Here is a 23,332-nt window from a genome sequence, read left to right on the forward strand (position 1 = left end):
TTGACGAGGTGCCGGCAGCGGCGCAGCATCGCCCGCGTGCTCACGAAGCAGGCTCCCGCGTGCCGGGGCTCCCTCAACTGGCTTGCCGCGCTGACTTTTGCTTCCCTTGCGTCAATGCCGCCGGGGGAAACGGCGCTCGCCGCGCCCGAGACCCTCTCGGCCGAGCCGACATCGCCTCTGCCCTATGGCCAGCCCGCCCCGCCGCTCGCGCGTCCCTCGCTCGATCACGGGCCGATCGACCGCGCCGCGCTGCACAATCGGATCGTCATCGTTCACTTCTTCGCGACATGGTGCGAGCCGTGCCGCGAGGAGATGGCCGCGCTCACCCGCTTCGTCGAGCGCCACCGCGACCAGCCGGTCACGGTGCTCGCGGTAGATGTCGGCGAGGTCGAGGTACGGGTGCGCCGCTTCTTCGAGAGCCAGCCGGTGCCGTTCGCGATCCTGCTGGACGAAGACCGCTCCGCCACCAAGCAATGGGGCATCGAGTTCCTGCCGACCAGCTATGTGGTCGACCCGGCCGGCAATCTCGGCCTCTTCGTCGCCGGTCCGGTCGACTGGGACGACCCTGCCACCGACAGCATCATCCAGAGCCTGACGACCCCTGCGACCTCGCCCGCGCAAGGCGAGCTGCCGCCCTCTCAACCGATGATCGGGAGCAAGCCATGACCAGCCGTCGCGATTTCCTGAAAGCCGGTGCCGCCCTCACGGCCGTCGCCGCCCTTCCCCCGTCGGCCTTCGCGCAGGCCGCGAGCCCCGCCGCCGCCGCGACCTTCGCGCCCAAGCCCGGCGCCTGGCGCCAGTTCGAGGTCGTCACCACGCTCGACGTCGGCCCGGTCGAGGGCAAGGCCGGTCCGGCGCAGGCCTGGGTGCCGCTGCCCTCCTACACTGCCGAGGACTGGTTCAAGCCCGCCAGCAACAGCTGGAAGACCAACGCCAGGACCGCCGAGATGGTGAAGGACCCCCATTACGGCGCCGGGATGCTGCATCTCGTCTGGGCCGAGGACGAGGCCAAGCCGACGGTCGAGATCACCTCGAAATTCGCCACCCGCGACCGCGCCACCGACTTCTCCGCGCCCAGCAACGTGCCCGCGCTGGCGGCCGAGCAGCGCGCGCTGTTCCTCGCCGCCACTGACCTGATCCCGACTGACGGCATCGTCAAGGAAACGGCGGACGGGATCGTCGCCGGCAAGACCAGCGATCTCGACAAGTCCCGCGCCATCTATGAGTGGGTGGTCGAGAACACCTATCGCAACGCCGCCACGCCCGGCTGCGGCACCGGCGACATCGCCTCGCTGCTCAAGAGCGGCAATCTCGGCGGCAAGTGCGCCGACCTCAACGCGCTGTTCGTCGGGCTCAACCGCGCCGCCGGCGTTCCCGCGCGCGACCTCTACGGCATCCGCGTCGCCCCCTCCGCCTTCGGCTACAAGAGCCTCGGCGCCAATTCGCCGGTCATCTCCAAGGCCCAGCACTGCCGCGCCGAGGTGTGGCTCGACGGCTATGGCTGGGTGGCGACCGACCCCGCCGACGTGCGCAAGGTCGTGCTGGAGGAGCCGCCGGGCAAGAACGCCATGGACGATGCCAAGGTCCTCGCCGCCCGCAAGGCGCTGTTCGGCGCCTGGGAGGGCAACTGGCTGGCCTATAATGACGGCCACGACATCGCCCTGCCCGGCTCCAGCGGCCCGAAGCTCGGCTTCCTGATGTACCCGCAGGCGGAAGTCGCGAGCCTGCGCCACGATTGCCTCGACCCCGGCGCCTTCGCCTACAAGATCACCGCGAGCGAGCTCTCGGCCTGATCCGGCGCACTTTCGGCGCCCGTGCGCCGCTCTCGACACGTTCCCTCCCGCGCCATCCCCGCGCGGGGGGGCAAGCATGGAGCCCATCATGCTCGACAAGCCTGCCGCGGGCGCGCCGTCCGGCGCCCCGCTCCGCCTTACCAGCCTCGCCCATGGCGGGGGGTGCGGCTGCAAGCTCGCGCCCTCGGTGCTGCGCGAGCTCCTCGCCGAGCAGCCGGCCGGCGGTCCGTTCGAGCGGCTGCTGGTCGGCACCGAAACCGGCGACGACGCGGCCGTCTACCAGCTCGACGACGAGACCTGCCTGATCGCCACCACCGACTTCTTCATGCCGATGGTGGACGACCCCTACGAGTTCGGCCGCATCGCCGCCACCAACGCCATCTCCGACGTTTACGCCATGGGCGGCAAGCCGCTGATGGCACTCGCCATTCTCGGCATGCCGCTCGGCAAGCTGCCCACCGCCATGGTGCGCGAGATCCTGAAGGGCGGGCAGGCGATCGCGGCGGAGGCCGGCATTCCCGTCGCCGGCGGCCATTCCATCGACGCGCCCGAGCCGATCTACGGCCTCGCCGTCATCGGCACCGCCTCGCCGGCGATGATCCGCAAGAACAGCACCGCCCGGGCCGGCGACGCGCTCATCCTCACCAAGGCGCTCGGCGTCGGCCTCTATTCGGCGGCGTTCAAGAAGGAGGCGCTGCCGCCCGCCGCCTATGCCGAGATGATCGGCTCCATGACCACGCTCAACCGCATCGGCGCCGAGCTCGGCCGCCGCGCCGAGGTGCATGCGGTGACCGACGTCACCGGCTTCGGCATTCTCGGCCACGGCCTCGAGGTCGCGCGCGGCTCCTCGCTGACGCTCCATCTCGACGCCGAAGCGCTACCGGTGCTGGCCGAGGCGGAAAGGCTGGCGCGCGAGGGCTTCGTCACCGGTGCCTCGCACCGCAACTGGGCGAGCTATGGCGAGGCGGTGGCGCTGCCGGACGACTTCCCGGACTGGCGCCGCCACCTGCTCACCGACCCGCAGACCTCCGGCGGGCTGCTCGTCGCCTGCGAACCGGGAGCGGCGAGCACCCTGCTCGCCGAGATCCGCGCGGCGGGCTACCCCTCGGCCGCCGTCATCGGCCGCATGGCCGAGGGCGCGCCGGGCGTCGTCGTCTCCGGCTGACGGCGGGCCGCGCGCACCCGCGCGTGGTTCGCGTCCGCCCAGGCGATCAGCCCGCCCAGCGGCACCATGAGCGAGCGGCCGAGCTCGGTCAGCTCGTAATCGACGCGCGGCGGCACGGTGGCGAACACCGTGCGCGAGATCAGCCCGTCATTTTCCAGCGAGCGCAGCGTCTGGGTCAGCATGCGCTGGGAAATGTCGGGGATCGCCCGGCGCAGCTCCGAGAAGCGCCGCACGCGAAGGGCGAGCTCCATCAGCACCAGCACGCTCCAGCGATCGCCGATGCGATCGAGCAGCGAGCGTGTGGGGCATGCCTCGGCCACCGCCGCCCTGTCCGGCTTCATCCTCGTCTCCCGTGCCTTCGCGCCTGCGAGAGGCGCCATGGTTACGCGGCGCATACCGAGGCACTTCAAAAACCCTTCTTGCGCCTTGGATACGTTTTAGCATCTTAGTCTCAATTCGTAACCATGGGCAGCAGACTGTCCGTCAGAAGGGACCGACCATGATCGCCATCACCGCTGCCAGCGGAAAGCTGGGCGCCGCCATCGCCGACGCGCTTCTCGAAAAGGGCCGGGCCGCCGGCACCCGCCTCGTCGCCCGTTCGCCGGAAAAGCTCGCCGCGCGCAAGGCGCAGGGCTTCGACGTCGCCGCCGGCGACTATGAGGATCCCGAAAGCCTGAAGGCCGCCTTCGCCGGCGTCGACACGCTCGTGCTCATTTCCGGCATGGGGCCGAACGAGGTGCGCATCGCCCAGCACCGCAACGCCATCGAGGCGGCGAAGGCCGCGGGCGTCGCGCGCATCCTCTACACCAGCGCCACCAACCCGAACGACGCCAGCCTGTTCGACTGGGCCAAGGCGCATGTAGCGACCGAAGCCGAGCTGAAGGCCAGCGGGCTCGCCTGGACCATCCTGCGCGACAATTCCTATTTCTCGAACAACGACGCGCTCTTCGCCCAGGCGAAGGAGAGCGGCGTGCTGCCCTTCACCGGCATCGACGCCAAGGTCGCCTATGTCACCCATAAGGACGTGGCGGAATCGGTCGTCGGCGCGCTGGCGCCCGGCCATGAGAACAAGGTCTACGAGATTGCCGGCGGCGAAGCGTGGAGCGCGGCCGATCTCGCCGCCATCCTCTCCGAGCTGACCGGCAAGGAGATCCGCGCCATCGACGTGCCGGTGGCGGCCTTCGAGCAGCAGTTCCGCTCCATGGGCCTGCCGGACTGGGTCGCCTCCGGCGTCGCGAGCTTCTACGCCGCGCTCGGCGCGGGCGAATATGCCGCGACTTCGGCCGATGTCGAGCGCCTGGCCGGTCGCCCGTCGACCAGTGCCCGCGACTACCTCGCCTCTGTGGTCTAGCGCCGAACTAAAGGCGGCGCCGTCTTCGACGAAAGGAGCGCCCCATGCTGCAAATCCGCCGAAATCTTGCCGCCAGCCGAGGCTAGATCGCGTCCCATGGCAAGCTTGTACGGCGATCTCATCAGCCTCATCACCATGGTCGGTCACCTGATCATCGAGGCCTTCCGGTTTCTTGGCAGATAGCCGGGCGCACGCGCGGCGCCCGGTTCTGCGGGCCGCGACATCGCGCCCTCGCTGATCAGGCTCGTCATACGGTAACCAGATGTGGGACTATGGCGGTGCGGGACATCGTTACCCGGCTTAGTCCCAATAGGAATGGCGTGAACTTTGTGGCTGATAGAACGTCAACGATGAAGCGGCTCACGAAGGACGGAGGAACGGCGTGCGGGTCACAAGGGAAAAGGTTCTGGAGCATCGCCACGCCATACTCGACGCGGCGTCGCAGCTTTTCCGCGAGCGCGGCTTCAGCGATGTCGGCGTCGCCGAGATCATGCAGGCGAGCGGGCTGACCCACGGAGCCTTCTACGGTCATTTCGACTCCAAGGCCGACCTCGCCCACCAGGCGTGCCGCAACGCCTGCGCCGAGGGCCTCGCCCGCATGGCCGAGACCGGCAGCCTCGGCGCCATCATCGAGCGCTACCTCTCCCCCGCCCACCGCGACAATGCCGCCCATGGCTGCGCCCTCTCGGCTCTCGGCGGCGAGGTCGCCCGCCAGTCGCCGAGCCTGCAGGGCGATTATGCGGCGGGGCTGGCGGACTTCATCGGCGAGATCGAGCGCCGGCTCGATGAGCCCGATCCGGACGCCCGGCGCCGCGAGGCGATCGGCATCCTCTCCACCATGGTCGGGGCGCTGACCATGGCCCGCGCCGTCGCCGGCGGCGATGCGGAACTGTCGGACGAGATCCTCGCCGCCGCCCGCGCCCGCCTCGGCGAAGACGCGGGCGAGTGACGCCCGCACGTGAGGCCCGGCGGGCCGACCCCCGCTGAACGACGTATTGCCCGCGCGGGACCGGCCGGGGACAAACGGGGGGACGCCATTCCGGCGCAGGGTGCCGCCTCCGCATGTCGATCCGGATCCTCCACGAATTTCGCGGCCAGCGGGTCGGGGTGATCCACCCGCCGGGCGAGCCGTGCACGAGCCTCGTCGGGCACCTGCGCGGCATAGGCTGCACGGTCGAGACGATCTGGCCGGTGCCGGAGGCGTGGCCGGAAGCGGAAATCGTGTTCCTCGCCATGCCGCCCGACGCCAAGGCGGCGATCCTCGCCCTGCTCGGCGCCCCGGCCGAGCGGCGTCCGATGCTGGTCGCCGTCGTCGGCCACGAGGACGCCGCGGCGCTGCCGCTGGTGCTGGAATCGAACGCGGCGGCGGTGATCGAACAGCCGATCGAGCCCGTCGGCCTGCTCGCCAATCTCGCGGTCGCGCGGGGTCTCTGGCTGGAGCGGGAGGAAGCCCGCCGGACCATCGCCCGGCTCGAGCGCAAGCTCGGCGGCGTGCAGAAGATCCAGCGGGCGAAGAACATCCTGATGGCGTTCCAGGGGATTTCCGAGGAGGACGCCTATCAGAGTATCCGCCGCCAGGCGATGGCCAAGCGCATGCCGATGGAGGATATGGCGCTGACCATCATCCATGCCAGCGAGCACTTGAACTACAGGCCCAAGGATGCTTAAGTCAGTAATTGGATGAATAGCGTTCTTTATATGCGCTACACCTTCCGTCGGGCCATCAATGACGCTGGCCCCGCCTAGCTATGCAGCCCGTGACGTTCGCAAGGACCTGACGGGCTTTTTTGTTGCTTGCCTCTGGCGGGACAATGACGTCGCCGCCGCGCAGTCCACTGACCCTCCGGCAGGTCCCGACGCCGGCGGGCCTTCAGTCCATGTCCCGGAACGCAGGGCCGCACCGCCGAGGTCGGCGGCACAGGCTTTCACGCGAGGAGAAGACCATGTTGCACGGCGATGTATCCAGCAGCAAAGACACCGTCGGTGTCGCGGTGGTGAACTACAAGATGCCGCGGCTGCACACCAAGGCCGAGGTGCTCGCCAACGCGAAGAAGATCGCCGACATGGTCCTCGGCATGAAGGTCGGCCTGCCGGGCATGGACCTCGTGATCTTCCCCGAATACTCGACCCACGGGATCATGTACGATTCCAAGGAGATGTACGAGACCGCCTCGACGGTGCCGGGCGACGAGACCGAGATCTTCGCCGAGGCGTGCCGCAAGGCCAAGGTGTGGGGCGTGTTCTCGCTCACCGGCGAGCAGCATGAGGAGCACCCCAACAAGGCGCCCTACAACACGCTGATCCTGATGAACGAAAAGGGCGAGATCGTCCAGAAGTACCGCAAGATCATGCCGTGGGTGCCGATCGAGGGCTGGTATCCGGGCAACTGCACCTATGTCTCGGAAGGCCCGAAGGGGCTGAAGATCTCGCTCATCATCTGCGACGACGGCAACTATCCCGAGATCTGGCGCGACTGCGCGATGAAGGGCGCCGAGCTGATCGTGCGCTGCCAGGGCTACATGTACCCGGCCAAGGATCAGCAGGTCATCATGGCCAAGGCGATGGCCTGGGCCAACAACTGCTATGTGGCGGTCGCCAACGCGGCGGGCTTCGACGGGGTCTATTCCTATTTCGGCCACTCGGCGATCGTCGGCTTCGACGGGCGCACGCTCGGCGAGTGTGGCGAGGAGGAGTACGGCATCCAGTACGCCGCGCTCTCCACCTCGCTGATCCGCGACGCGCGCAAGAACATGCAGTCGGAGAACCACCTCTTCAAGCTGGTCCATCGCGGCTATACCGGCATGATCAATTCCGGCGACGGCGACAAGGGCGTGGCCGAGTGCCCCTACGACTTCTACAAGAAGTGGGTCGCCGACCCGGAGGGCACGCGCGAGATGGTGGAATCCTTCACCCGCCCGATGGTCGGCACCGAGGAAGCTCCGATCGAGGGCATCCCCAACCCCGAGACCGCGCATCGCTGACGCGCCGTCCGCCTCCGGCCACGGGGCGGCGGCAGCGCCGCCCCTCTCCCGCCGCCGTCCCTCCCGGCGCTACCCCTCAGCGCCGGGCCAGGCGAAAATAGAGCTCGGACAGGCGCATCGGCAGGCCCTCTGCGCGCCGCACCGGCATGGCGTTGGCCTTGCCGAAGATGCGCGCACCCGAGCCGACGCCGGCCGGGTCGAGCATGACGCCGAACGTGTCGATGCCGGCCGCGCGCAGCGCCATGACGGCGCGGCGGGCGTCGACCACGAGGTCCGCGGACGCCACGTCGATGTCGGACGGCTCGCCGTCGCTCAGCACCAGCACCAGCTTGCGGAAGCTGCGCACCCGGGAGATCGCCGCCCCCGCATGGCGCAGCGCCGCGCCGAGCCGCGTCGAGAGCCCCGATTCCAGCCCCGCAAGGCGCGAGAGCGCTTCCCCGCCATAGGGCTCGGCGAAGTCCTTCACCGTGGTCACCCGCACATCACCCCGCCCGGCCGAGGCGAAGGCTAGCAGCGCGAAATCGTCGCCGAGTTGGTCCAGCGCCCCGGCCAGCATGGCGACCGCCAGCTTCTCGATGTCGAGCACCGTCGCGCCGTCCGCCAGCCGCTCACGGGTGGACTGCGAGACGTCGACCAGAACCAGCACGGCGAGGTCGCGCTGGTTGAGCACGGTGGAGCGGAACACCCGCATGTCCGGCACCTCGCCGGCCTTGCGGGCGATGGCGGTCTCGATTGCGGCGTCGAGGTCGAGATCGTGGCCCTCCGCCTGCCGCTTCAGCCGCGCCGCCCGCCCGACCTTGGCCGCCCGCACCAGCCGGGCGATGCGCGCGCGCAGCGGCGCGGCGCGGTCGAGCGCGCGTTGCAGGGCGCGAGTGTCGCCCCAAACCGGGGCGATGGCGCGCACGCTGGTCCAGTCCGCCCGCTCGATGCCGGCCGCCGCGTCCCATTCGGGATAGGTCGCGATCACCCGGCCTTCGCTCGCGGGCGGGGACGGCCGCGCCCGCCCCGTGGGCTCGCTCGCCGGCGGCTCGCCGGCCTTGCCGTCCTCGGTCTCGCGGCGCTCGATGCGGGCGGCGTCGACGGCGAGCTCGACCTCGTCCGTCATTTCGGGATCGATGTCGGAGAAGTCCCACAACCCCAGCCCGTCGTCACGATAGGCCGGTTCGACCACATGGCCGCGCGCATCGAAGCGCAGGCGCCGCTGGCCGACATCATTGGCGAGGCGGGTGCCGATATCGAGGCTGATGGCGGGCTCGCCGATCCGCTCCTGCGCCTCGCGGAACAGGCGCTGGGCCTTGCCCACCAGCTCGTCGGGATCGCGATAGGAGGGGTCGAACAGACCGCGCGCCACCCGCGCCAGCAGCGCGGCGGTGGTTGGCCCGTCCTCTGGCGTGGCGAGATGGTAGGGCGCCCACAGCCGGCGCAGCCCCGGATAGCGGCGCATCGCCAGATATTCGATCCGCGCATCCTCCACCAGCGTCGCCAGCGCCATCTGCACCGGCTTGAACCGGGCGATCGGAAAGCGCGGATTGCCGAAGGCGAGATGCGCGCCGGCATGGATGGCGGCGGCGAGATAGAGCCGGCGCGCGCCCGCCTCGTCCACCCCGGGGAACACCGCCGGCATGCGGATCACCGGCCCGGCGACATTTACGCGCCGCGGCGCGTCGCGCGGGCCGGGCGGCAGAGGCTGGAGCAACGGGAGCTGGAACGGCGGGGCGGCGCCCCACAGCGCGGCGAGCACCATCTTCAGCTCGCCCTCGAGCGCGTCGAAGCCCGGCCCGGCGCCGATGCGCTCCACCATCGCCCGCGCTAGCGCGTCGTCGAGCGCGAAGAACGCCAAGCGGCGCGCGCGGTCGCGCCCGGCCGCCTTCAGCCCGGCATCGACGAACGCTTCGAACCCCGCCACATGGCCGGCGACCAGAACGTCCGTGGCACGCAGGCCGAGCGGCTCGACGCCCTCCGGCGCCGCCCGCGCCAGCTTAACCAGCGAGCGCCACCAGACGGCGTGCTCGCCCGCGTCGGCGAGCCGCGTGTCGATGCGGGCGAAGGCGTCGAGCGCCGCCGCGGCCGGCTTCGCGCCAGCCTCGCGGCAGATGGCGGCGGCCTGACGCCCCGCCTCGGCGAGGCTTTCCACGTCGAGCCGTCCGCAGAGCCCGACGCTGGCCTGCCAGAAGGCGAGCAGGCAGCCCGCGCCGGCATTGGCCTCGACCAGCGCGAGTGCGCCCTCGGCCCAGGGCTCCATCGCGCCGGCGCCGAACCGGCCCTCGAGCCGCCGCCATGTCGTCTCGAAGGGGCCGCGCAGCGTCTGCCGGCCACGCATCAGCCGGGCGAGGCGCGCGCCGGCCGGCGCCTCGACAGCCGGCAGAACGCTCATGCGAGACAGGCGGCGATTGCCGCGCCGAGCGCCTCGCGCACCTCCGCGTCGTCGGTGATCGGCAGCACGATCCCCGCATGCACCGCTGCCTCCAGCGACACGCCGCCGGCCGCGAGGCGTCCGGCATGGATGAGCATGCGGGTCGAGGCACCCTCGTCCAGCCCCTGCCCGCGCAGGTTCCGCGAGCAGGCGGCGATGGCGACCAGACTGCGCGCCAGATCCGGGTCCACGCAGGCTTCGCGCATGACGATCTCCGCCTCCAGCTCAGGGACCGGATAGTCGAAATCGATGGCGACGAAGCGCTGCTTGGTGGACTCCTTCAGGTCCTTCACCGCGCTCTGGTAGCCGGGATTGTAGGAGATCACGAGCTGGAAGTCGGGATGGGCGGAGACCAGCTCGCCGCGCTTCTCCAGCGGCAGGATGCGCCGCGCGTCGGTCAGCGGATGAATGACGACGGTGGTGTCCTGCCGCGCCTCCACGATCTCATCGAGATAGCAGATGCCGCCATGGCGCACCGCCTGCGTCAGCGGCCCGTCGTGCCACACCGTGCCCTCCGGGGTGAGCAGGAAGCGCCCGGCGAGGTCGGCGGCCGTCATGTCCTCATGGGCGGCGACGGTGATGAGCGGCTGGTGCAGGCGCCAGGCCATGTATTCGACGAAGCGCGTCTTGCCGCAGCCGGTCGGCCCCTTCAGCATCACCGGCAGGCGGTGGCGCCAGGCCGCCTCGAACACCGCCACCTCGTCGCCGACGGGCCGGTAATAGGGTTCGGCGGCGATGCGGTAGGCGGAAAGGTCGGTGTCGACGAGCATGCGGGGTCTCCGTGAGGGCTCCACGGGCACTCCCCGGCATGCAGGGACCACCCCGGAAAGGGCTGCCGGCCGTCCCTGCCGCCAAGGCCGCGACGACGCTGTCGCGGCCCTTCGCAATTAGAAGTCCGATTTGCCGCGCCGCACAAGAGGGCGAATGCCCCCGGGCGACGCTCAGGTGAAGTCGAGCACCATGCGCCCGTCGATCCGGCCGTCCTTCAGGTCGGCGAAGATGTCGTTGATCTTCTCCAGCGGCGCCTTGTGGATCTCCGCCTTCACCTTGCCCTCCACGGCGAAGGCGACCGATTCATCGAGGTCGCGCCGCGTGCCGACGATCGAGCCCCGCACCGTGATGCGCTTCAGCACGACGTCGAAGATCGGGGTCGCGAACTCGCCGGGCGGCAGGCCGACGAGGCTCACCGTGCCCTTGCGCCGCACATAGGACAGCGCCTGGCTGAAGGCCGGCGGCGAGACCGCCGTCACCAGCACGCCATGCGCCCCGCCGCCCGTCGCCTTGACGATCTCGGCGACCGCGTCGGGTGAGCGCGCGTCGACGGCGAGGTCGGCGCCGGTCTCGCGCGCGAGCTCCAGCTTGTCGGGCGAGACGTCGAGCGCGGCGACGTGGAAGCCCATCGCCTTGGCGTACTGGATGGCGATGTGGCCGAGCCCGCCGACGCCGGAGATGGCGACCCATTCGCCCGGCCGCGCCTCGGTCTCCTTCAGCCCCTTGTAGGTCGTCACCCCCGCGCACAGGATCGGCGCGAGCTGGGCGAAGTCGCCCTTCGGCGGCAGGCGCGTGACGAAGGGTGCGGCGGCGATGACATATTCGGCGAACCCGCCGTCGCAGCTATAGCCGGTGTTGTGCTGGTGCTCGCACAGCGTCTCCCAGCCGGTCTCGCAATATTCGCAGGCGCGGCAGGCATCGTGCAGCCAGGCGACGCCGACCGCGTCGCCCTCCTTCAGGCCGGTCACGCCCGGGCCGAGCGCGACGACATGGCCGGCCGCCTCGTGGCCGGGGATAAAGGGCGGGGAAGGCTTCACCGGCCAGTCGCCGTCGGCCGCGTGCAGGTCGGTGTGGCACACGCCGCAGGCGACGACCTTGACCAGCACCTCGCCCGGGCCGGGCACCGGCACCGGCACCTCCTCGATCGTGAGCGGCTTGCCGAACGCCCGCACCACCGCCGCCTTCATCATGTTCGCCATGTCAGATCCTCCGATGTCGGGCGGACCTTAGCGGCCGACGGGCCAGCGGCGTTGACAGCGGTCAAGTCGGGGCGCGGCGAAAAGGGGCATGATGGGCAAATCACGTCGCCCGGGGCGTCCGTCCCGCCAAATCCCTTCCGCCTGCACAGTGGCGCCCCATTCCCGTCGAATGGTGATGGCGCGCCCGGCCGGCCTATACTACCGAACCGCTGCTTCGAGGTCGTCACGATGAAGGCTATGGTCCTTTCCGCCTGCCGCACGCCGCTGCGGATGGAGGAACGCCCGACGCCCGTTCCCGGGCCAGGCGAGATCCGCATGCGGGTGGAAGCCTGCGCCGTCTGCCGGACCGATCTCCACGTCGTCGATGGCGAGCTGCCGCCCGGCAAGCTGCCGGTCGTGCCGGGCCACGAGATCGTCGGCATCGTCGAGGCGCATGGCGAGGGCGTCGCGGCGCCCGCCATCGGCCAGCGCGTCGGCATACCCTGGCTCGGCCATACCTGCGGGACCTGCCCCTACTGCACATCGCACCGCGAGAACCTGTGCGACGACCCGCTGTTCACCGGCTACACAAGAGACGGCGGCTTCGCGACCCACGTGGTGGCGGACGCCAGCTATGCCTTCGCGCTGGACGGCTTCGACGACCCCGTCGCCACCGCGCCGCTGATGTGCGCCGGGCTGATCGGCTGGCGCTCGCTCAAGATGGCGGGCGAGGCGCGCCGGGTCGGCCTCTATGGGTTCGGCGCCGCCGCCCATCTCATCGCCCAGGTGTGCCGCTGGCAGGGGCGCGAGTTCTTCGCCTTCACCAGCCCCGGCGACCAGGCGGCGCAGCAGCATGCGCTGTCGCTCGGTGCCTCGTGGGCCGGTGGATCGGACGAGCCGCCCCCGGTCCTGCTCGACGCCGCCATCATCTTCGCCCCGGTCGGCGCGCTGGTGCCGGCGGCGCTGCGCGCGGTGCGCAAGGGCGGGCGCGTGGTGTGCGGCGGCATCCATATGAGCGACATCCCGCAATTTCCCTACTCGATCCTTTGGGAGGAGCGGCAGGTGCTCTCGGTGGCGAACCTCACGCGCGACGACGCGCGCGAATTTCTCGCCCTGGCGCCCGAGGCTGTCGCAAAGGTGACAACAACGACCTATCCGCTGGAGCGTGCGAACGACGCTCTCGCGGATCTGCGCGCGGGCCGCTTCCAGGGCGCCGCCGTGCTGGTGCCGTGACCGGCGCCGCCGGTCGCTCGACTTCACGTGATGATGGATCTGACAGGAGGACAACGGATGGCGGTTGAGCAGAGCGCGACGACAGGCCCGCTGACGCCCGAACTGATGTCGCGCATGAATGCGTGGTGGCGGGCGGCGAACTTTCTCTCGGTCGGACAGATCTATCTTCTCGACAACCCGCTGCTGCGCGAGAAGCTCGCCATCGAGCACGTGAAGCCCCGGCTGCTGGGCCATTGGGGCACCACGCCCGGGCTCAACTTCCTCTATCTCCACCTCAACCGCGTGATCAACGACACCGGCTCGAACGTGCTGTTCATCGCCGGGCCGGGGCACGGTGCGCCGGGGGTGGTCGCCTCCACCTATCTGGAAGGCACCTATAGCGAGCTCTACCCGGACGTCTCGCGGGACGAGGAAGGCATCCGCCGGCTGTTCCGCCAGTTCTCCTTCCCGGGCGGCATACCGAGCCATGCGGCACCGGAGACGCCCGGCTCGATCCACGAGGGCGGCGAGCTCGGCTATTCGCTCTCGCACGCCTACGGCGCCGCGCTCGACAATCCCGACCTCGTGGTCGCCTGCGTGATTGGCGACGGCGAGGCCGAGACCGGCCCGCTCGCCACCTCCTGGCACGGCAACAAGTTCCTCAACCCGGCCTCGGACGGGGCGGTGCTGCCGATCCTGCACCTCAACGGCTACAAGATCGCCAACCCCACCGTGCTCGCCCGCATCACGCCGGAGGAGCTGAAGTCGCTGATGGAGGGCTTCGGCTACGCCCCGGTGTTCGTCGAGGGCGACGATCCCGAGCTGATGCACCAGGCGATGGCGAGCGCCTTCGACAAGGCGTTCGCCGACATCCGCGCGATCCAGAAGGCCGCCCGCGAGGACGGCTCGACGGAGCGGCCGCGCTGGCCGATGATCGTGCTCAAGAGCCCCAAGGGCTGGACCGGCCCGAAATTCGTCGACGGCAAGAAGACCGAGGGCTTCTGGCGCTCGCACCAGGTGCCGTTCTCCGACATGTCGAAGCCCGAGCACCTCGCTCTGCTCGAGGAATGGATGAGGGGCTACAAGCCCGAGGAGCTGTTCGACGCGAACGGCAGCCTGAAGCCGGAGATCGCCTCGCTGGCGCCGGACGGCGCGCTGCGCATGAGCGCGAACCCGCACGCCAATGGCGGCGCGCTGCGCCGGCCGCTGCGGCTGCCGGACTTCACCGACTACGCGGTCGACGTGCCCCAGCCCGGCGCCAAGGACGGCGAGTCGACCTACATCATGGGCACCTTCCTGCGCGACGTGATGAAGGCGAATCTCGAGAGCCGGAACTTCCGCGTGTTCGGCCCGGACGAGACCGCCTCCAACCGGCTGCAGGCGCTGTTCGAGGTGACCGAGCGTGCGTGGGACGCTTCCACCATTCCCGAGGACGAGCATCTCGCCCATGACGGGCGGGTGATGGAGATGCTGAGCGAGCACATGTGCCAGGGCTGGCTGGAGGGCTACCTCCTGACCGGCCGGCACGGCCTGTTCTCCTGCTACGAGGCGTTCATCCACATCGTCGATTCAATGTTCAACCAGCACGCCAAATGGGTGAAGTCGGCCAACGCCGTGGAATGGCGCCGGCCCATCGCCTCGCTGAACTACCTGCTCACCTCCCATGTCTGGCGGCAGGACCACAACGGCTTCAGCCACCAGGACCCCGGCTTCATCGACCATGTGGTGAACAAGAAGGCGGACATCGTGCGGGTCTACCTGCCGCCGGACGCCAACACCCTGCTCTTCGTCACCGACCACTGCCTGAAGAGCTGGAACCGGGTGAACGTGATCGTCGCCGGCAAGCAGCCCGAGCCGCAATGGCTCGACATGGACGCGGCCATCAACCACTGCACCAAGGGCATCGGCATCTGGGAGTGGGCGAGCAGCGACGCGGAGGGCGAGCCGGACGTGGTGATGGCCTGCGCCGGCGACGTGCCGACGCTGGAGACGCTGGCGGCGGTCGACCTGCTGCGCGGCTATTTCCCGGAGCTGAAGATCCGCGTCATCAACGTCGTCGACCTGATGACGCTGCAGTCGAGCACCGAGCACCCGCACGGCCTGAACGACCGCGACTTCGACGCGCTGTTCACCACGAACAAGCCGGTGATCTTCGGCTATCACGGCTATCCGTGGCTGATCCACCGCCTGACCTACAAGCGCACCAACCACCACAACATCCATGTGCGCGGCTATGTGGAGGAAGGCTCCACCACCACGCCCTTCGACATGGTGGTGCGCAACCGGCTGGACCGCTTCCATCTCGCCATGGACGCGATCGAGCGCATCAGCTCGCTGGGCAGCGTCGGCGTGCATGCCCGCGAGGAGCTGCGCGACAAGCTGACCGAGCATGCGCGCTACATCCGCGCCCACGGCGTCGACATGCCCGAGGTGCGCGACTGGCGCTGGCCGACCGAGGCCTGACGCCCCGCCGGCGGAAAAGCGCGATGGCGGGGGAGCCCGCCGCCATCGCGCACGCCCGACAGCTTCCTGACAGGTGGCCGGCCCTAGCGTGCCGGTGCTCGCCGAGCGAGCCCAACGCCCGAAAGGAAGAACACCCATGCGCAGAATCGTTGCCGGCCTCGGCGCCCTCGCCGTGATCGCTCCCGCCCTGCTTGCCCCCGTCGCCGCGTTCGCCGGCCCCACCTGCACCACCGAAGCCAAGGACAAGTGGATGAGCCAGGACGCCATGAAGGCGAAGGTGGCGGAGATGGGCTACCAGAAGATCAAGACCTTCAAGGTCTCCGGCAGCTGCTACGAGATCTACGGCTACACCAAGGACAACAAGAAGGCCGAGGTCTACTTCAACCCGGTCACCGGCGCGGTCGTCAAATCCGAGATCGACTGATGCGCGAGCGCATCGCTCCGGCTGGAGACGCCACGTCTCCGGCCAACGGCGCCGCCGTCCGGGTGTGGGACCCTGTCGTGCGTCTGTTCCACTGGACGGTGGTCGCCGCCTGCATCCTGAACCTGTTCATCCTCGACGACGGGGACCCGCCCCACAGAATCGTCGGCTATGTCGTGGCCGGAGCGCTGGCGGTCCGGCTCGTCTGGGGCTTCATCGGCACGCGCTACGCCCGGTTCTCCGATTTCGTGCCGACGCCCTCCCGCCTCGCGCGCTATATCGCCGCGCTGGCGAAGGGCCGCGAGCCGCGCGTGCTCGGGCACAATCCGGCCGGCGCGGTGATGATGCTCGCGCTCATGGTCCTGCTGGCGGGCGTCTGCCTGACCGGCTGGATGATGGGGCTCGACGCCTTCTGGGGCGAGGACTGGCTCGAGAAGCTGCACGAGACGCTCGCCAACGCCATACTGGTGCTGGCCCTGCTGCATGCCAGCGCCGCCCTCTTCGAAAGCTGGCGCCACCGCGAAAACCTCGTATGGTCGATGGTGACGGGACGCAAGCGCGCATGAGGGAGCGGTGAGGCTGCTTCTGGTCGAGGACAGCGCACGCCTGCGCCAGCTGATCGCCGAAACGGTCCAGGGTGCGGGCTGGCGCCTCGACATGGCCGGCGGCCTCGACGAGGCGGAAGCCGCGCTCGCCGCCGCGAGCTATGATCTCGTGCTTCTCGACCTCGGCCTGCCGGACGGCGACGGGCTCGACCTGCTGCGCGCCCTGCGCCGCCGCAAGGACCCCACGCCCGCCCTCGTGCTCACCGCGCGCGGCGCGGTCGACGAGCGCATCGCCGGCCTCGACGCCGGCGCCGACGACTATCTCACCAAGCCGTTCAACAATGGCGAACTTCTCGCCCGCGCCCGCGCGCTGCTGCGCCGCGCGCCGCTCTCGACCGCGCCGGTGCTGGAGGCGGGCGCGCTGCGCTACGATCCCGCCACGCACGAGGTGAGCTGCAACGGCACCGCGATCGTCCTCGGGCCGCGCGAGCGCGCTGCGCTGGAAATCCTGATGCGCCATGCCGGCCGCGTCACGCCCAAGCGCGTGCTGGAGACCATGCTCTCCCATTTCGAGGGCGAGACCAGCGCCAACGCGATCGAGCTGCTGCTCTCGCGCCTGCGCCGCAAGCTCGCCACGCATCCCACCGGCACGGCGATCGTGACGGTGCGCGGCGTCGGCTACATGCTGCGCGAGACCGGCGCGTGAACGCCGAGCCGCCCGCCCGGCGCCGCTCCCAGCCGCTGGTGCGCATCGTCGCCGGCCGCATCGTTCTGTTCGCCGCCATCGCCATGCTGGCCCAGCTCGTCGCGGTGCTGGTCGAATATGGCCGCGACCCGCAGAATCTTGCCCGGCTCCTGCTCGAGCGGGAGACCGCGGAACTCGCCGGCGGCCTGTCGCTTCATGACGGCCGCCTCGCCTTCGACCTGCCCTCCGATCTCGCCTCGCGCTACGGCGTGCCCGCCTCCGGCTATTTCGGACGCATCCGCACGGCGAGCGGCGTGGTGCTGTTCTCCCATTGCGACGAGGAATGCACCGAGCATTTCCTGCCGCTCGAATTCAACCCGCCCTCCTTCTGGATGCGCACCATCCGCCCCGGCTACCCGCTCACCTTCGCCGGCGGGCGCGAGGTGGACATCGGCGAGCGCAGCGTGCTGGTGGAGATCGCGGTGTTGGGCGACCGCCAGCACGCGGTCTGGAGCGTGCTGGCGAACGAGGCGCTCGACCACATGCTGCTGCCGATGAGCCTCACGCTCATCTTCGTGCTCGGCGCCACGCTGGCCTCGATACGCACCGCCCTGCGCCCGGTCGCCGCCGCCGCCGGGCAGGCCGAGAGGTTCGATCCGCTCGTTCCCGACAGCCGGCTGGACGAGGCCGGCATGCCGCTGGAGATCGCCCGCCTCGCCGGGGCGGTGAACCGGTCCTATGCGCGCACACGCGAGCTGATGGCGGCGCAGAAGCTCTTCACCTCCGCCATCGCCCACGAGATCCGCACGCCGCTCGCCATCATCCGCATGGAGCTGGAGCGCATCGATCATCCCGCCGCCCGGCAGGCGATCGGCGAGCTCGACGAGCTCGACCATTTCGTCGGCCAGCTCGTCATGCTCGCCCGGCTGGAGGCGGCCGACCGCTCCGGCTTCGAGCGGGTGGATCTCGACGAGCTCGGGCGCGACATCGTCGGCGCGCTCGCCCCCTATGTCTACGATCACGGCGCAATCATCGCCTTCGACGCCTCGTCCAGCCCCTCGGTGCTCGCCCATCCGCCCCTGCTCAAGGACGCGGTGCGCAACCTCATCGAGAACGCGGTGCGCCATGGCGGCCCGTCAGTGCACATCCGCGTCGGCACCGATAACGGTCCCGGCCTGTTCGTGGAGGATGACGGCGTCGGCTTCGCGCCCGCCTCCCGCGAAGTGGCCGCCAGCGACGCGCCGGGGCATTACCGGCGCGCGGGCGGGCTCGGCATCGGGCTCGAGATCGTGCGCCGCATCATGGCGCTGCATGGCGGTCATCTGGAGACCAGAGAGGCGACGCCCTGCGGCGCCCGCGCGCGCCTCGTCTTCCCGCCGGCCGGGGAAGCGCCGGTCACACCCGCTCGATGAGCTCCATCGCCGCCGCGGGATTGCGGACCTTGAAGCCCGAGATCACGAACAGGAACACCTCGCGCGGCGTCTTTTCCGCCGGCGCGGCGACGAGCTTGTCCTTCAGCGCCGCTGGCGTCTCGCCCTTCGCCCATGCCTTGGCGCAATCCGCCCAGCGGTCCAGCGCGGCCGGCGCATAGCCGAGCGGATGGTCCTCGCTCGTGCCCATGATCCGCGCATAGACGAAGGGCGCCGTCACATCGGCGATCTCCGGGAACTCGGAATCCCCGGCATAGATCACCGCCACGCCATGGGCGCGGGCGAGCGCGATGAACTCCGGGTCCCTGAAGCTGTCATGGCGCACCTCCACCGCATGGCGGATGGCGTGCCCGCCGACGGATTTCGGCAACAGCTTGAGGAAGCCCTCGAAATCGGCGGGATCGAACTTCTTGGTCGCCATGAACTGCCAGTTCACCGGGCCGAGCTTCTCCTTGAGCTCGGTGACGCCGCTGTTGAAGAAGCGCTCAATCGACTCGCCCGCCTCGGCGAGCACGCGCCGGTTGGTGGCGAAACGCGGCCCCTTCAGCGCGAACACGAAGCCTTCCGGCGTCTCGGCGTGCCATTTGGCGAAGCTTTCCGGCTTCTGCGAGCCGTAATAGGTGCCGTTGATCTCGATCGCCGTGAGCTTGCCGCTGGCGAATTCGAGTTCGCGCTTCTGCGCCAGCCCGTCGGGATAGAAGGCGCCGCGCCACGGCTCGTAGGTCCAGCCTCCCACGCCGATGCGGATCGGTGCCGCGTTCTTCGCCATCATGGATCTCCGGGTTCGCGCAAGGCGAGGCACGATAGGCGCCTGTTGATCGGAATCAATGCCCGCCCGCCGCCGCCGGGGCATTTCCCACACAGGGGAAAATCATCTCCCCGATCTTCAGAAGCATGCGGAACCGCTGGAAGCGAGCCTTGTCCGAAAGGCCGGCTCGCCGCTGTCACCGGCTCCCGCTAGGCTGGTTCGCGCTGCGGAAGATCAATCCGGGCGCAGGGACGGTTTGGGGGAGCCGGCCTGGTGCCGTTCACGGTCCGAACGATCAGGAATCGGTTTGAGGCATGACGAAATCCCCCAGGAAGCTGATCCTCGCCATCGTCGCACTCGCCGTGCTCGGCGCCGCCTATTACGGCTGGCGCTTCTATCAGGGGAACGGGCTGCCCGACGGCATAGCGGGCGGCAATGGGCGTATCGAGGCCACCGAGATCGACGTCTCGACCAAAACCGCCGGCCGCATCCGGCAGATCCTCGTCGACGAGGGCGACTTCGTCACCGCCGGCGAAGTGCTCGCCCGCATGGACACGGTGCAGCTCGAGGCGAAGCTGCGCCAGGCGCAGGCCGAGCTCAAGCGCGCGATGATCAGCGTCGACACGGCGAACAGCCTCGTCACCCAGCGCGAGGCGGAGCGCAACGCCGCCGAGGCGACTATCGCCCAGCGCCAGGCCGAGCTCGACGCCGCCGAGAAGCGGCTCGCCCGCTCCTCGCAGCTCGTGACGACCAACGCCGTATCGCAGCAGACGGTCGATGACGACCGGGCGAGCGAGCAGGGCGCGAAGGCGGCGGTGGAGGCGGCGAAGGCGCAACTCGCGGCCGGCGAGGCGGCGATCGGCTCGGCCAAGGCCTCGGTGGTCGACGCCGAGGCCGCCGTCGATGCCGCCAAGGCCGCGATCGAGAGCATCCAGGCCGACATCGACGACAGCGTGCTCACCTCGCCGCGCGACGGGCGCGTGCAGTACCGGGTCGCCGAGCCGGGCGAGGTGCTCTCGGCCGGCGGGCGGGTGCTGAACCTCGTCGACCTCGAGGACGTCTACATGACCTTCTTCCTGCCCACCGCGCAGGCCGGGCGGGTGGCGCTCGGCACAGAGGCGCGCATCGTCCTCGATGCCGCCCCGCAATATGTCATCCCCGCCAGCGTCAGCTTCGTCTCCGACGTCGCCCAGTTCACGCCCAAGACGGTGGAGACCGAGGAGGAGCGGCTGAAGCTGATGTTCCGGGTCAAGGCACGCATCCCGCCGGGCCTGCTGCGCAAGCACATCCACCAGGTGAAGACCGGCCTGCCCGGCATGGCCTATGTCCGGCTCGATCCCGATGCGGCCTGGCCCGCCGACCTGACAGAGAACCTTGTGAAATGACCGAGGCGCCCGGCGAAGGGGGCGGCGCCCCGCCCGCGGGGGCGTCGCGGGCGGAGAACGTCGCGCGCCTCCAAGCTGTCGGCCTGTCCTACGGCAAGACGCGCGCGCTCGACGCCATCACGCTCGACCTCCCGTCGGGGCGGATGGTCGGGCTGATCGGTCCGGACGGGGTCGGCAAGTCGAGCCTGCTCTCGCTCGTCGCCGGCGCGCGCAAGGTGCAGCAAGGCCGCATCGAGGTGCTCGGCGGCGACATCGCCGACGCCACCCACCGCCGCCTCACCTGCCCGCGCATCGCCTACATGCCGCAGGGGCTGGGCCGGAACCTCTACCCCACGCTGTCCGTGTTCGAGAACATCGACTTCTTCGCCCGCCTGTTCGGCCAGGGGCGGGAGGAGCGCGAGCGGCGCATCGGCGAACTGCTGAAGGCGACCGGGCTCGACCCGTTCCCGGACCGTCCGGCCGGCAACCTTTCGGGCGGCATGAAGCAGAAGCTCGGCCTGTGCTGCGCGCTGATCCACGACCCGGACCTGCTCATCCTCGACGAGCCGACCACCGGCGTCGACCCGCTCTCGCGCCGCCAGTTCTGGGAGCTGATTGGCGAGATCAGGCGCGAGCGCCCGGGCATGAGCGTGGTCGTGGCGACCGCCTATATGGAGGAGGCGCAGGGCTTCGACTGGCTGGTCGCGATGGATGGCGGGCATGTGCTCGCCACCGGCACGCCGGCGCAGCTGCTCGCGAGCACCGGCGCGGCCAATCTCGACGCCGCCTTCATAGCCCTGCTGCCGGAGGAGAAGCGGCGTGGCCACGAGGCGGTCGTCATCCCGCCGCGCCCGGCCGACGGCAAGGAGGAGTTCGCCATCGAGGCGGAGCACCTCACCATGCGCTTCGGCGACTTCACCGCCGTCGACGATGTCAGCTTCCGCATCCCGCGCGGCGAGATCTTCGGCTTCCTCGGCTCGAATGGCTGCGGCAAGACCACGACCATGAAGATGCTCACCGGCCTGCTGCCGGCGAGCGAGGGCACGGCCCGCCTGTTCGGCCGCGAGGTCGACCCCAACGACATCGAGGTGCGCAGGCGCGTCGGCTATATGAGCCAAGCCTTCTCGCTCTATACTGAGCTCACGGTCCGGCAGAATCTCGACCTGCACGCGCGCCTGTTCCGCATGGCGCCTGAGGCGATCCCCGCGCGCATCGAGGAGATGGCGCACCGCTTCGGCCTCACCCACATCATGGACACGCTGCCGGACGCGCTGCCGCTCGGCATCCGCCAGCGCCTATCGCTCGCGGTGGCGATGATCCACGCGCCCGACATCCTGATCCTCGACGAGCCGACTTCGGGCGTCGACCCGGTGGCGCGCGACGGCTTCTGGCAGATGCTGTCCGACCTGTCGCGCAAGGACAATGTGACGATCTTCGTCTCCACCCACTTCATGAACGAGGCGGAGCTGTGCGACCGCATCTCGCTCATGCATGCGGGCCGCGTGCTGGTGAGCGACACGCCGAAGGCCATCGTCGGCAAACGCGCAGCGGCGACGCTGGAGGAAGCCTTCATCGGCTATCTCCAGGAGGCGATCGGCGCCAGCGCCGCCCCGCCCGCCCCCGAAACCGCGCCGGCCGGCGAGCTGGCCTCGGCACCGGCGCCCGCCGCGGCGGGCCGCACGCGCTTCAACCTGCGCCGCATGCTCGCCTATTCCCGCCGTGAGGCGCTGGAGCTCCAGCGCGACCCGATCCGCGCCACCCTCGCCCTGCTCGGCACGGTGATCCTGATGTTCGTCGTCGGCTACGGCATCAATCTCGACGTCGAGAACCTGACTTTCGCCGTGCTCGACCGCGACGACACCACGCTCAGCCACGACTACACCCAGCAGATCGCCGGCTCGCGCTACTTCATCGAGAAGCCGCCGCTGCGCGATTATGGCGACCTCGACAAGCGCATGCGCGAGGGCGACATCAGCCTCGCCATCGAGATCCCGCCCAACTTCGCGCGCGACGTCTCGCGCGGGCGCACGGTCGAGGTCGGCGCCTGGATCGACGGCGCCATGCCCACGCGCGGCGAGACCGTGCGCGGCTATGTCGAGGGCATGCACGCGCAGTGGCTGACGCAGAAGGCGCGCGAGCTCTATGGCGACGCGGCGACCATCGGCGATTTCACCATCGCCCTGCGCTACCGCTACAACCCGGGCATCGAGAGCCTGATCGCCATGGTGCCGGCGGTGATCCCGCTGCTGCTGATGATGATCCCGGCCATGCTCGCCGTGCTCAGCGTGGTGCGCGAGAAGGAGCTCGGCTCCATCATCAATTTCTACGTCACGCCGGTGACGCGGATGGAGTTCCTGCTCGGCAAGCAGCTTCCCTATGTGGCGCTGGCGAGCCTCAACTTCCTGATGCTGGTCGCCTTCGCGGTCTACGTCTTCAAGGTCCCGCTCACCGGCAGCTTCGCCGCGCTCAGCGCCGCCGCGCTGCTCTACGTGTTCGCCGCGACCGCGCTCGGCCTGCTGCTCTCGACCTTCATGCGCAGCCAGATCGCCGCCATCTTCGGCACCGCGCTGATCACGCTGATCCCCACCGTGCAGTTCTCGGGCATGATCGACCCGGTCTCCTCGCTGCAGGGGGCGGGCGCCTTCATCGGCCACATCTATCCCGCCAGCTACTTCGTCACCATCGCGCGCGGCACGTTCTCCAAGGGGCTCGGCTTCCAGGAGCTCGGCTCCGCCTTCATCCCGCTGCTGCTTGCCGGGCCGATCCTTCTGGCGCTCAGCGCCGCCCTTCTCAGGAAACAGGCGGACTGACC

The 23,332-nt window shown here is 69.8% G+C and carries 20 protein-coding genes; 15 read left to right on the forward strand and 5 right to left on the reverse strand.

Annotated features, from left to right (window positions below):
* Nucleotides 1-114: 114 nt before the first annotated feature.
* The 3 genes from NVS83_RS21490 to selD all read left to right on the forward strand — a co-directional run bounded on the left by NVS83_RS21490 (nucleotide 115) and on the right by selD (nucleotide 2,958).
* Nucleotides 115-666, forward strand: a complete 552-nt coding sequence (locus NVS83_RS21490; protein WP_258741201.1) for a TlpA family protein disulfide reductase — start codon at nucleotides 115-117, stop codon at nucleotides 664-666.
* Nucleotides 663-1,793 (forward strand): transglutaminase-like domain-containing protein, encoded by a 1,131-nt coding sequence (locus NVS83_RS21495; RefSeq protein WP_258741202.1) that lies wholly within the window; start codon nucleotides 663-665, stop codon nucleotides 1,791-1,793. Before NVS83_RS21490 ends, NVS83_RS21495 begins: the two co-directional genes overlap by 4 nt.
* Nucleotides 1,794-1,881: 88 nt before the next feature.
* Complete coding sequence (gene selD, locus NVS83_RS21500) at nucleotides 1,882-2,958, forward strand: selenide, water dikinase SelD (protein WP_258741203.1); 1,077 nt, start codon at nucleotides 1,882-1,884, stop codon at nucleotides 2,956-2,958.
* On the opposite strand, the gene NVS83_RS21505 is transcribed toward selD, so the two are convergent.
* A complete protein-coding gene (locus NVS83_RS21505) occupies nucleotides 2,892-3,299 on the reverse strand; it encodes a winged helix-turn-helix transcriptional regulator (RefSeq protein ID WP_258741204.1) in 408 nt (135 codons plus the stop codon). The genes selD and NVS83_RS21505 overlap by 67 nt on opposite strands.
* A gap of 158 nt (nucleotides 3,300-3,457) precedes the next feature.
* Here NVS83_RS21505 and NVS83_RS21510 point away from each other — a divergent pair, with 158 nt between their 5' ends.
* The 4 genes from NVS83_RS21510 (at nucleotide 3,458) to NVS83_RS21525 (ending at nucleotide 7,290) form a co-directional block, all read left to right on the forward strand.
* Nucleotides 3,458-4,309 carry an SDR family oxidoreductase gene (locus NVS83_RS21510; RefSeq protein WP_258741205.1) on the forward strand — a complete coding sequence of 284 codons (852 nt, stop codon included), beginning with the start codon at nucleotides 3,458-3,460 and terminating at the stop codon, nucleotides 4,307-4,309.
* A gap of 382 nt (nucleotides 4,310-4,691) precedes the next feature.
* Nucleotides 4,692-5,258 (forward strand): TetR family transcriptional regulator, encoded by a 567-nt coding sequence (locus NVS83_RS21515; protein ID WP_258741206.1) that lies wholly within the window; start codon nucleotides 4,692-4,694, stop codon nucleotides 5,256-5,258.
* 113 nt (nucleotides 5,259-5,371) lie between these two features.
* Complete coding sequence (locus NVS83_RS21520; RefSeq protein WP_258741207.1) at nucleotides 5,372-5,977, forward strand: ANTAR domain-containing response regulator; 606 nt, start codon at nucleotides 5,372-5,374, stop codon at nucleotides 5,975-5,977.
* A gap of 275 nt (nucleotides 5,978-6,252) precedes the next feature.
* A complete protein-coding gene (locus tag NVS83_RS21525; RefSeq protein ID WP_258741208.1) occupies nucleotides 6,253-7,290 on the forward strand; it encodes an aliphatic amidase in 1,038 nt (345 codons plus the stop codon).
* A gap of 76 nt (nucleotides 7,291-7,366) precedes the next feature.
* Here NVS83_RS21525 and NVS83_RS21530 read toward each other — a convergent pair whose 3' ends face one another.
* The 3 genes from NVS83_RS21530 to adhP form a co-directional block, all read right to left on the reverse strand.
* Nucleotides 7,367-9,664 (reverse strand): nitric oxide reductase activation protein NorD, encoded by a 2,298-nt coding sequence (locus tag NVS83_RS21530; RefSeq protein WP_258741210.1) that lies wholly within the window; start codon nucleotides 9,662-9,664, stop codon nucleotides 7,367-7,369.
* Nucleotides 9,661-10,473 (reverse strand): CbbQ/NirQ/NorQ/GpvN family protein, encoded by an 813-nt coding sequence (locus NVS83_RS21535; protein WP_258741211.1) that lies wholly within the window; start codon nucleotides 10,471-10,473, stop codon nucleotides 9,661-9,663. The genes NVS83_RS21530 and NVS83_RS21535 overlap by 4 nt, the downstream gene beginning before the upstream one ends.
* A 171-nt stretch (nucleotides 10,474-10,644) precedes the next feature.
* Nucleotides 10,645-11,673 carry an alcohol dehydrogenase AdhP gene (gene adhP, locus NVS83_RS21540; protein WP_258741212.1) on the reverse strand — a complete coding sequence of 343 codons (1,029 nt, stop codon included), beginning with the start codon at nucleotides 11,671-11,673 and terminating at the stop codon, nucleotides 10,645-10,647.
* A 228-nt stretch (nucleotides 11,674-11,901) separates the two neighbouring features.
* Between adhP and NVS83_RS21545 the strand changes: the two genes are divergently transcribed.
* The 6 genes from NVS83_RS21545 to NVS83_RS21570 all read left to right on the forward strand — a co-directional run bounded on the left by NVS83_RS21545 (nucleotide 11,902) and on the right by NVS83_RS21570 (nucleotide 18,390).
* On the forward strand, nucleotides 11,902-12,885 hold the full coding sequence (locus NVS83_RS21545; RefSeq protein WP_258741213.1) for a zinc-dependent alcohol dehydrogenase family protein: 984 nt from the start codon (nucleotides 11,902-11,904) through the stop codon (nucleotides 12,883-12,885).
* A gap of 57 nt (nucleotides 12,886-12,942) precedes the next feature.
* Nucleotides 12,943-15,327: a phosphoketolase family protein gene (locus tag NVS83_RS21550; RefSeq protein ID WP_258741214.1), complete on the forward strand. Its 2,385-nt coding sequence runs from the start codon at nucleotides 12,943-12,945 to the stop codon at nucleotides 15,325-15,327.
* Nucleotides 15,328-15,463: 136 nt separating this feature from the next.
* Nucleotides 15,464-15,751, forward strand: coding sequence for a PepSY domain-containing protein (locus tag NVS83_RS21555; protein WP_258734304.1), 288 nt, complete (start codon nucleotides 15,464-15,466; stop codon nucleotides 15,749-15,751).
* A complete protein-coding gene (locus NVS83_RS21560; protein ID WP_258741215.1) occupies nucleotides 15,751-16,314 on the forward strand; it encodes a cytochrome b/b6 domain-containing protein in 564 nt (187 codons plus the stop codon). Before NVS83_RS21555 ends, NVS83_RS21560 begins: the two co-directional genes overlap by 1 nt.
* A 7-nt stretch (nucleotides 16,315-16,321) precedes the next feature.
* Nucleotides 16,322-16,999: a response regulator gene (locus NVS83_RS21565; RefSeq protein ID WP_258741216.1), complete on the forward strand. Its 678-nt coding sequence runs from the start codon at nucleotides 16,322-16,324 to the stop codon at nucleotides 16,997-16,999.
* Complete coding sequence (locus NVS83_RS21570; protein ID WP_258741217.1) at nucleotides 16,996-18,390, forward strand: sensor histidine kinase; 1,395 nt, start codon at nucleotides 16,996-16,998, stop codon at nucleotides 18,388-18,390. Before NVS83_RS21565 ends, NVS83_RS21570 begins: the two co-directional genes overlap by 4 nt.
* Here NVS83_RS21570 and NVS83_RS21575 read toward each other — a convergent pair.
* The gene (locus NVS83_RS21575) at nucleotides 18,374-19,177 is read right to left on the reverse strand and encodes a DUF72 domain-containing protein (RefSeq protein WP_258741409.1); all 804 of its coding nucleotides are present in this window, start codon (nucleotides 19,175-19,177) and stop codon (nucleotides 18,374-18,376) included. The genes NVS83_RS21570 and NVS83_RS21575 overlap by 17 nt on opposite strands.
* Nucleotides 19,178-19,470: 293 nt before the next feature.
* Here NVS83_RS21575 and NVS83_RS21580 point away from each other — a divergent pair, with 293 nt between their 5' ends.
* The gene (locus NVS83_RS21580; RefSeq protein WP_258741218.1) at nucleotides 19,471-20,541 is read left to right on the forward strand and encodes an HlyD family secretion protein; all 1,071 of its coding nucleotides are present in this window, start codon (nucleotides 19,471-19,473) and stop codon (nucleotides 20,539-20,541) included.
* Nucleotides 20,538-23,330, forward strand: coding sequence for a ribosome-associated ATPase/putative transporter RbbA (gene rbbA / locus NVS83_RS21585; RefSeq protein WP_258741219.1), 2,793 nt, complete (start codon nucleotides 20,538-20,540; stop codon nucleotides 23,328-23,330). The genes NVS83_RS21580 and rbbA overlap by 4 nt, the downstream gene beginning before the upstream one ends.
* Nucleotides 23,331-23,332: the final 2 nt, after the last annotated feature.

The sequence above is a fragment of the Ancylobacter mangrovi genome (genome assembly GCF_024752335.1).
GTDB classification, from domain to species: Bacteria; Pseudomonadota; Alphaproteobacteria; order Rhizobiales; family Xanthobacteraceae; genus Ancylobacter; species Ancylobacter mangrovi.

Coding starts and splice junctions, on each gene's coding strand:
- NVS83_RS21490 (WP_258741201.1), top strand. CDS start 115: ATGCCGCCGGGGGAAACGGCGCTCGCCGCGCCCGAGACCCTCTCGGCC.
- NVS83_RS21495 (WP_258741202.1), top strand. CDS start 663: ATGACCAGCCGTCGCGATTTCCTGAAAGCCGGTGCCGCCCTCACGGCC.
- selD (WP_258741203.1), top strand. CDS start 1,882: ATGCTCGACAAGCCTGCCGCGGGCGCGCCGTCCGGCGCCCCGCTCCGC.
- NVS83_RS21505 (WP_258741204.1), bottom strand. CDS start 3,299: ATGAAGCCGGACAGGGCGGCGGTGGCCGAGGCATGCCCCACACGCTCG.
- NVS83_RS21510 (WP_258741205.1), top strand. CDS start 3,458: ATGATCGCCATCACCGCTGCCAGCGGAAAGCTGGGCGCCGCCATCGCC.
- NVS83_RS21520 (WP_258741207.1), top strand. CDS start 5,372: ATGTCGATCCGGATCCTCCACGAATTTCGCGGCCAGCGGGTCGGGGTG.
- NVS83_RS21525 (WP_258741208.1), top strand. CDS start 6,253: ATGTTGCACGGCGATGTATCCAGCAGCAAAGACACCGTCGGTGTCGCG.
- NVS83_RS21530 (WP_258741210.1), bottom strand. CDS start 9,664: ATGAGCGTTCTGCCGGCTGTCGAGGCGCCGGCCGGCGCGCGCCTCGCC.
- NVS83_RS21535 (WP_258741211.1), bottom strand. CDS start 10,473: ATGCTCGTCGACACCGACCTTTCCGCCTACCGCATCGCCGCCGAACCC.
- adhP (WP_258741212.1), bottom strand. CDS start 11,673: ATGGCGAACATGATGAAGGCGGCGGTGGTGCGGGCGTTCGGCAAGCCG.
- NVS83_RS21545 (WP_258741213.1), top strand. CDS start 11,902: ATGAAGGCTATGGTCCTTTCCGCCTGCCGCACGCCGCTGCGGATGGAG.
- NVS83_RS21550 (WP_258741214.1), top strand. CDS start 12,943: ATGGCGGTTGAGCAGAGCGCGACGACAGGCCCGCTGACGCCCGAACTG.
- NVS83_RS21555 (WP_258734304.1), top strand. CDS start 15,464: ATGCGCAGAATCGTTGCCGGCCTCGGCGCCCTCGCCGTGATCGCTCCC.
- NVS83_RS21560 (WP_258741215.1), top strand. CDS start 15,751: ATGCGCGAGCGCATCGCTCCGGCTGGAGACGCCACGTCTCCGGCCAAC.
- NVS83_RS21575 (WP_258741409.1), bottom strand. CDS start 19,177: ATGGCGAAGAACGCGGCACCGATCCGCATCGGCGTGGGAGGCTGGACC.
- NVS83_RS21580 (WP_258741218.1), top strand. CDS start 19,471: ATGACGAAATCCCCCAGGAAGCTGATCCTCGCCATCGTCGCACTCGCC.
- rbbA (WP_258741219.1), top strand. CDS start 20,538: ATGACCGAGGCGCCCGGCGAAGGGGGCGGCGCCCCGCCCGCGGGGGCG.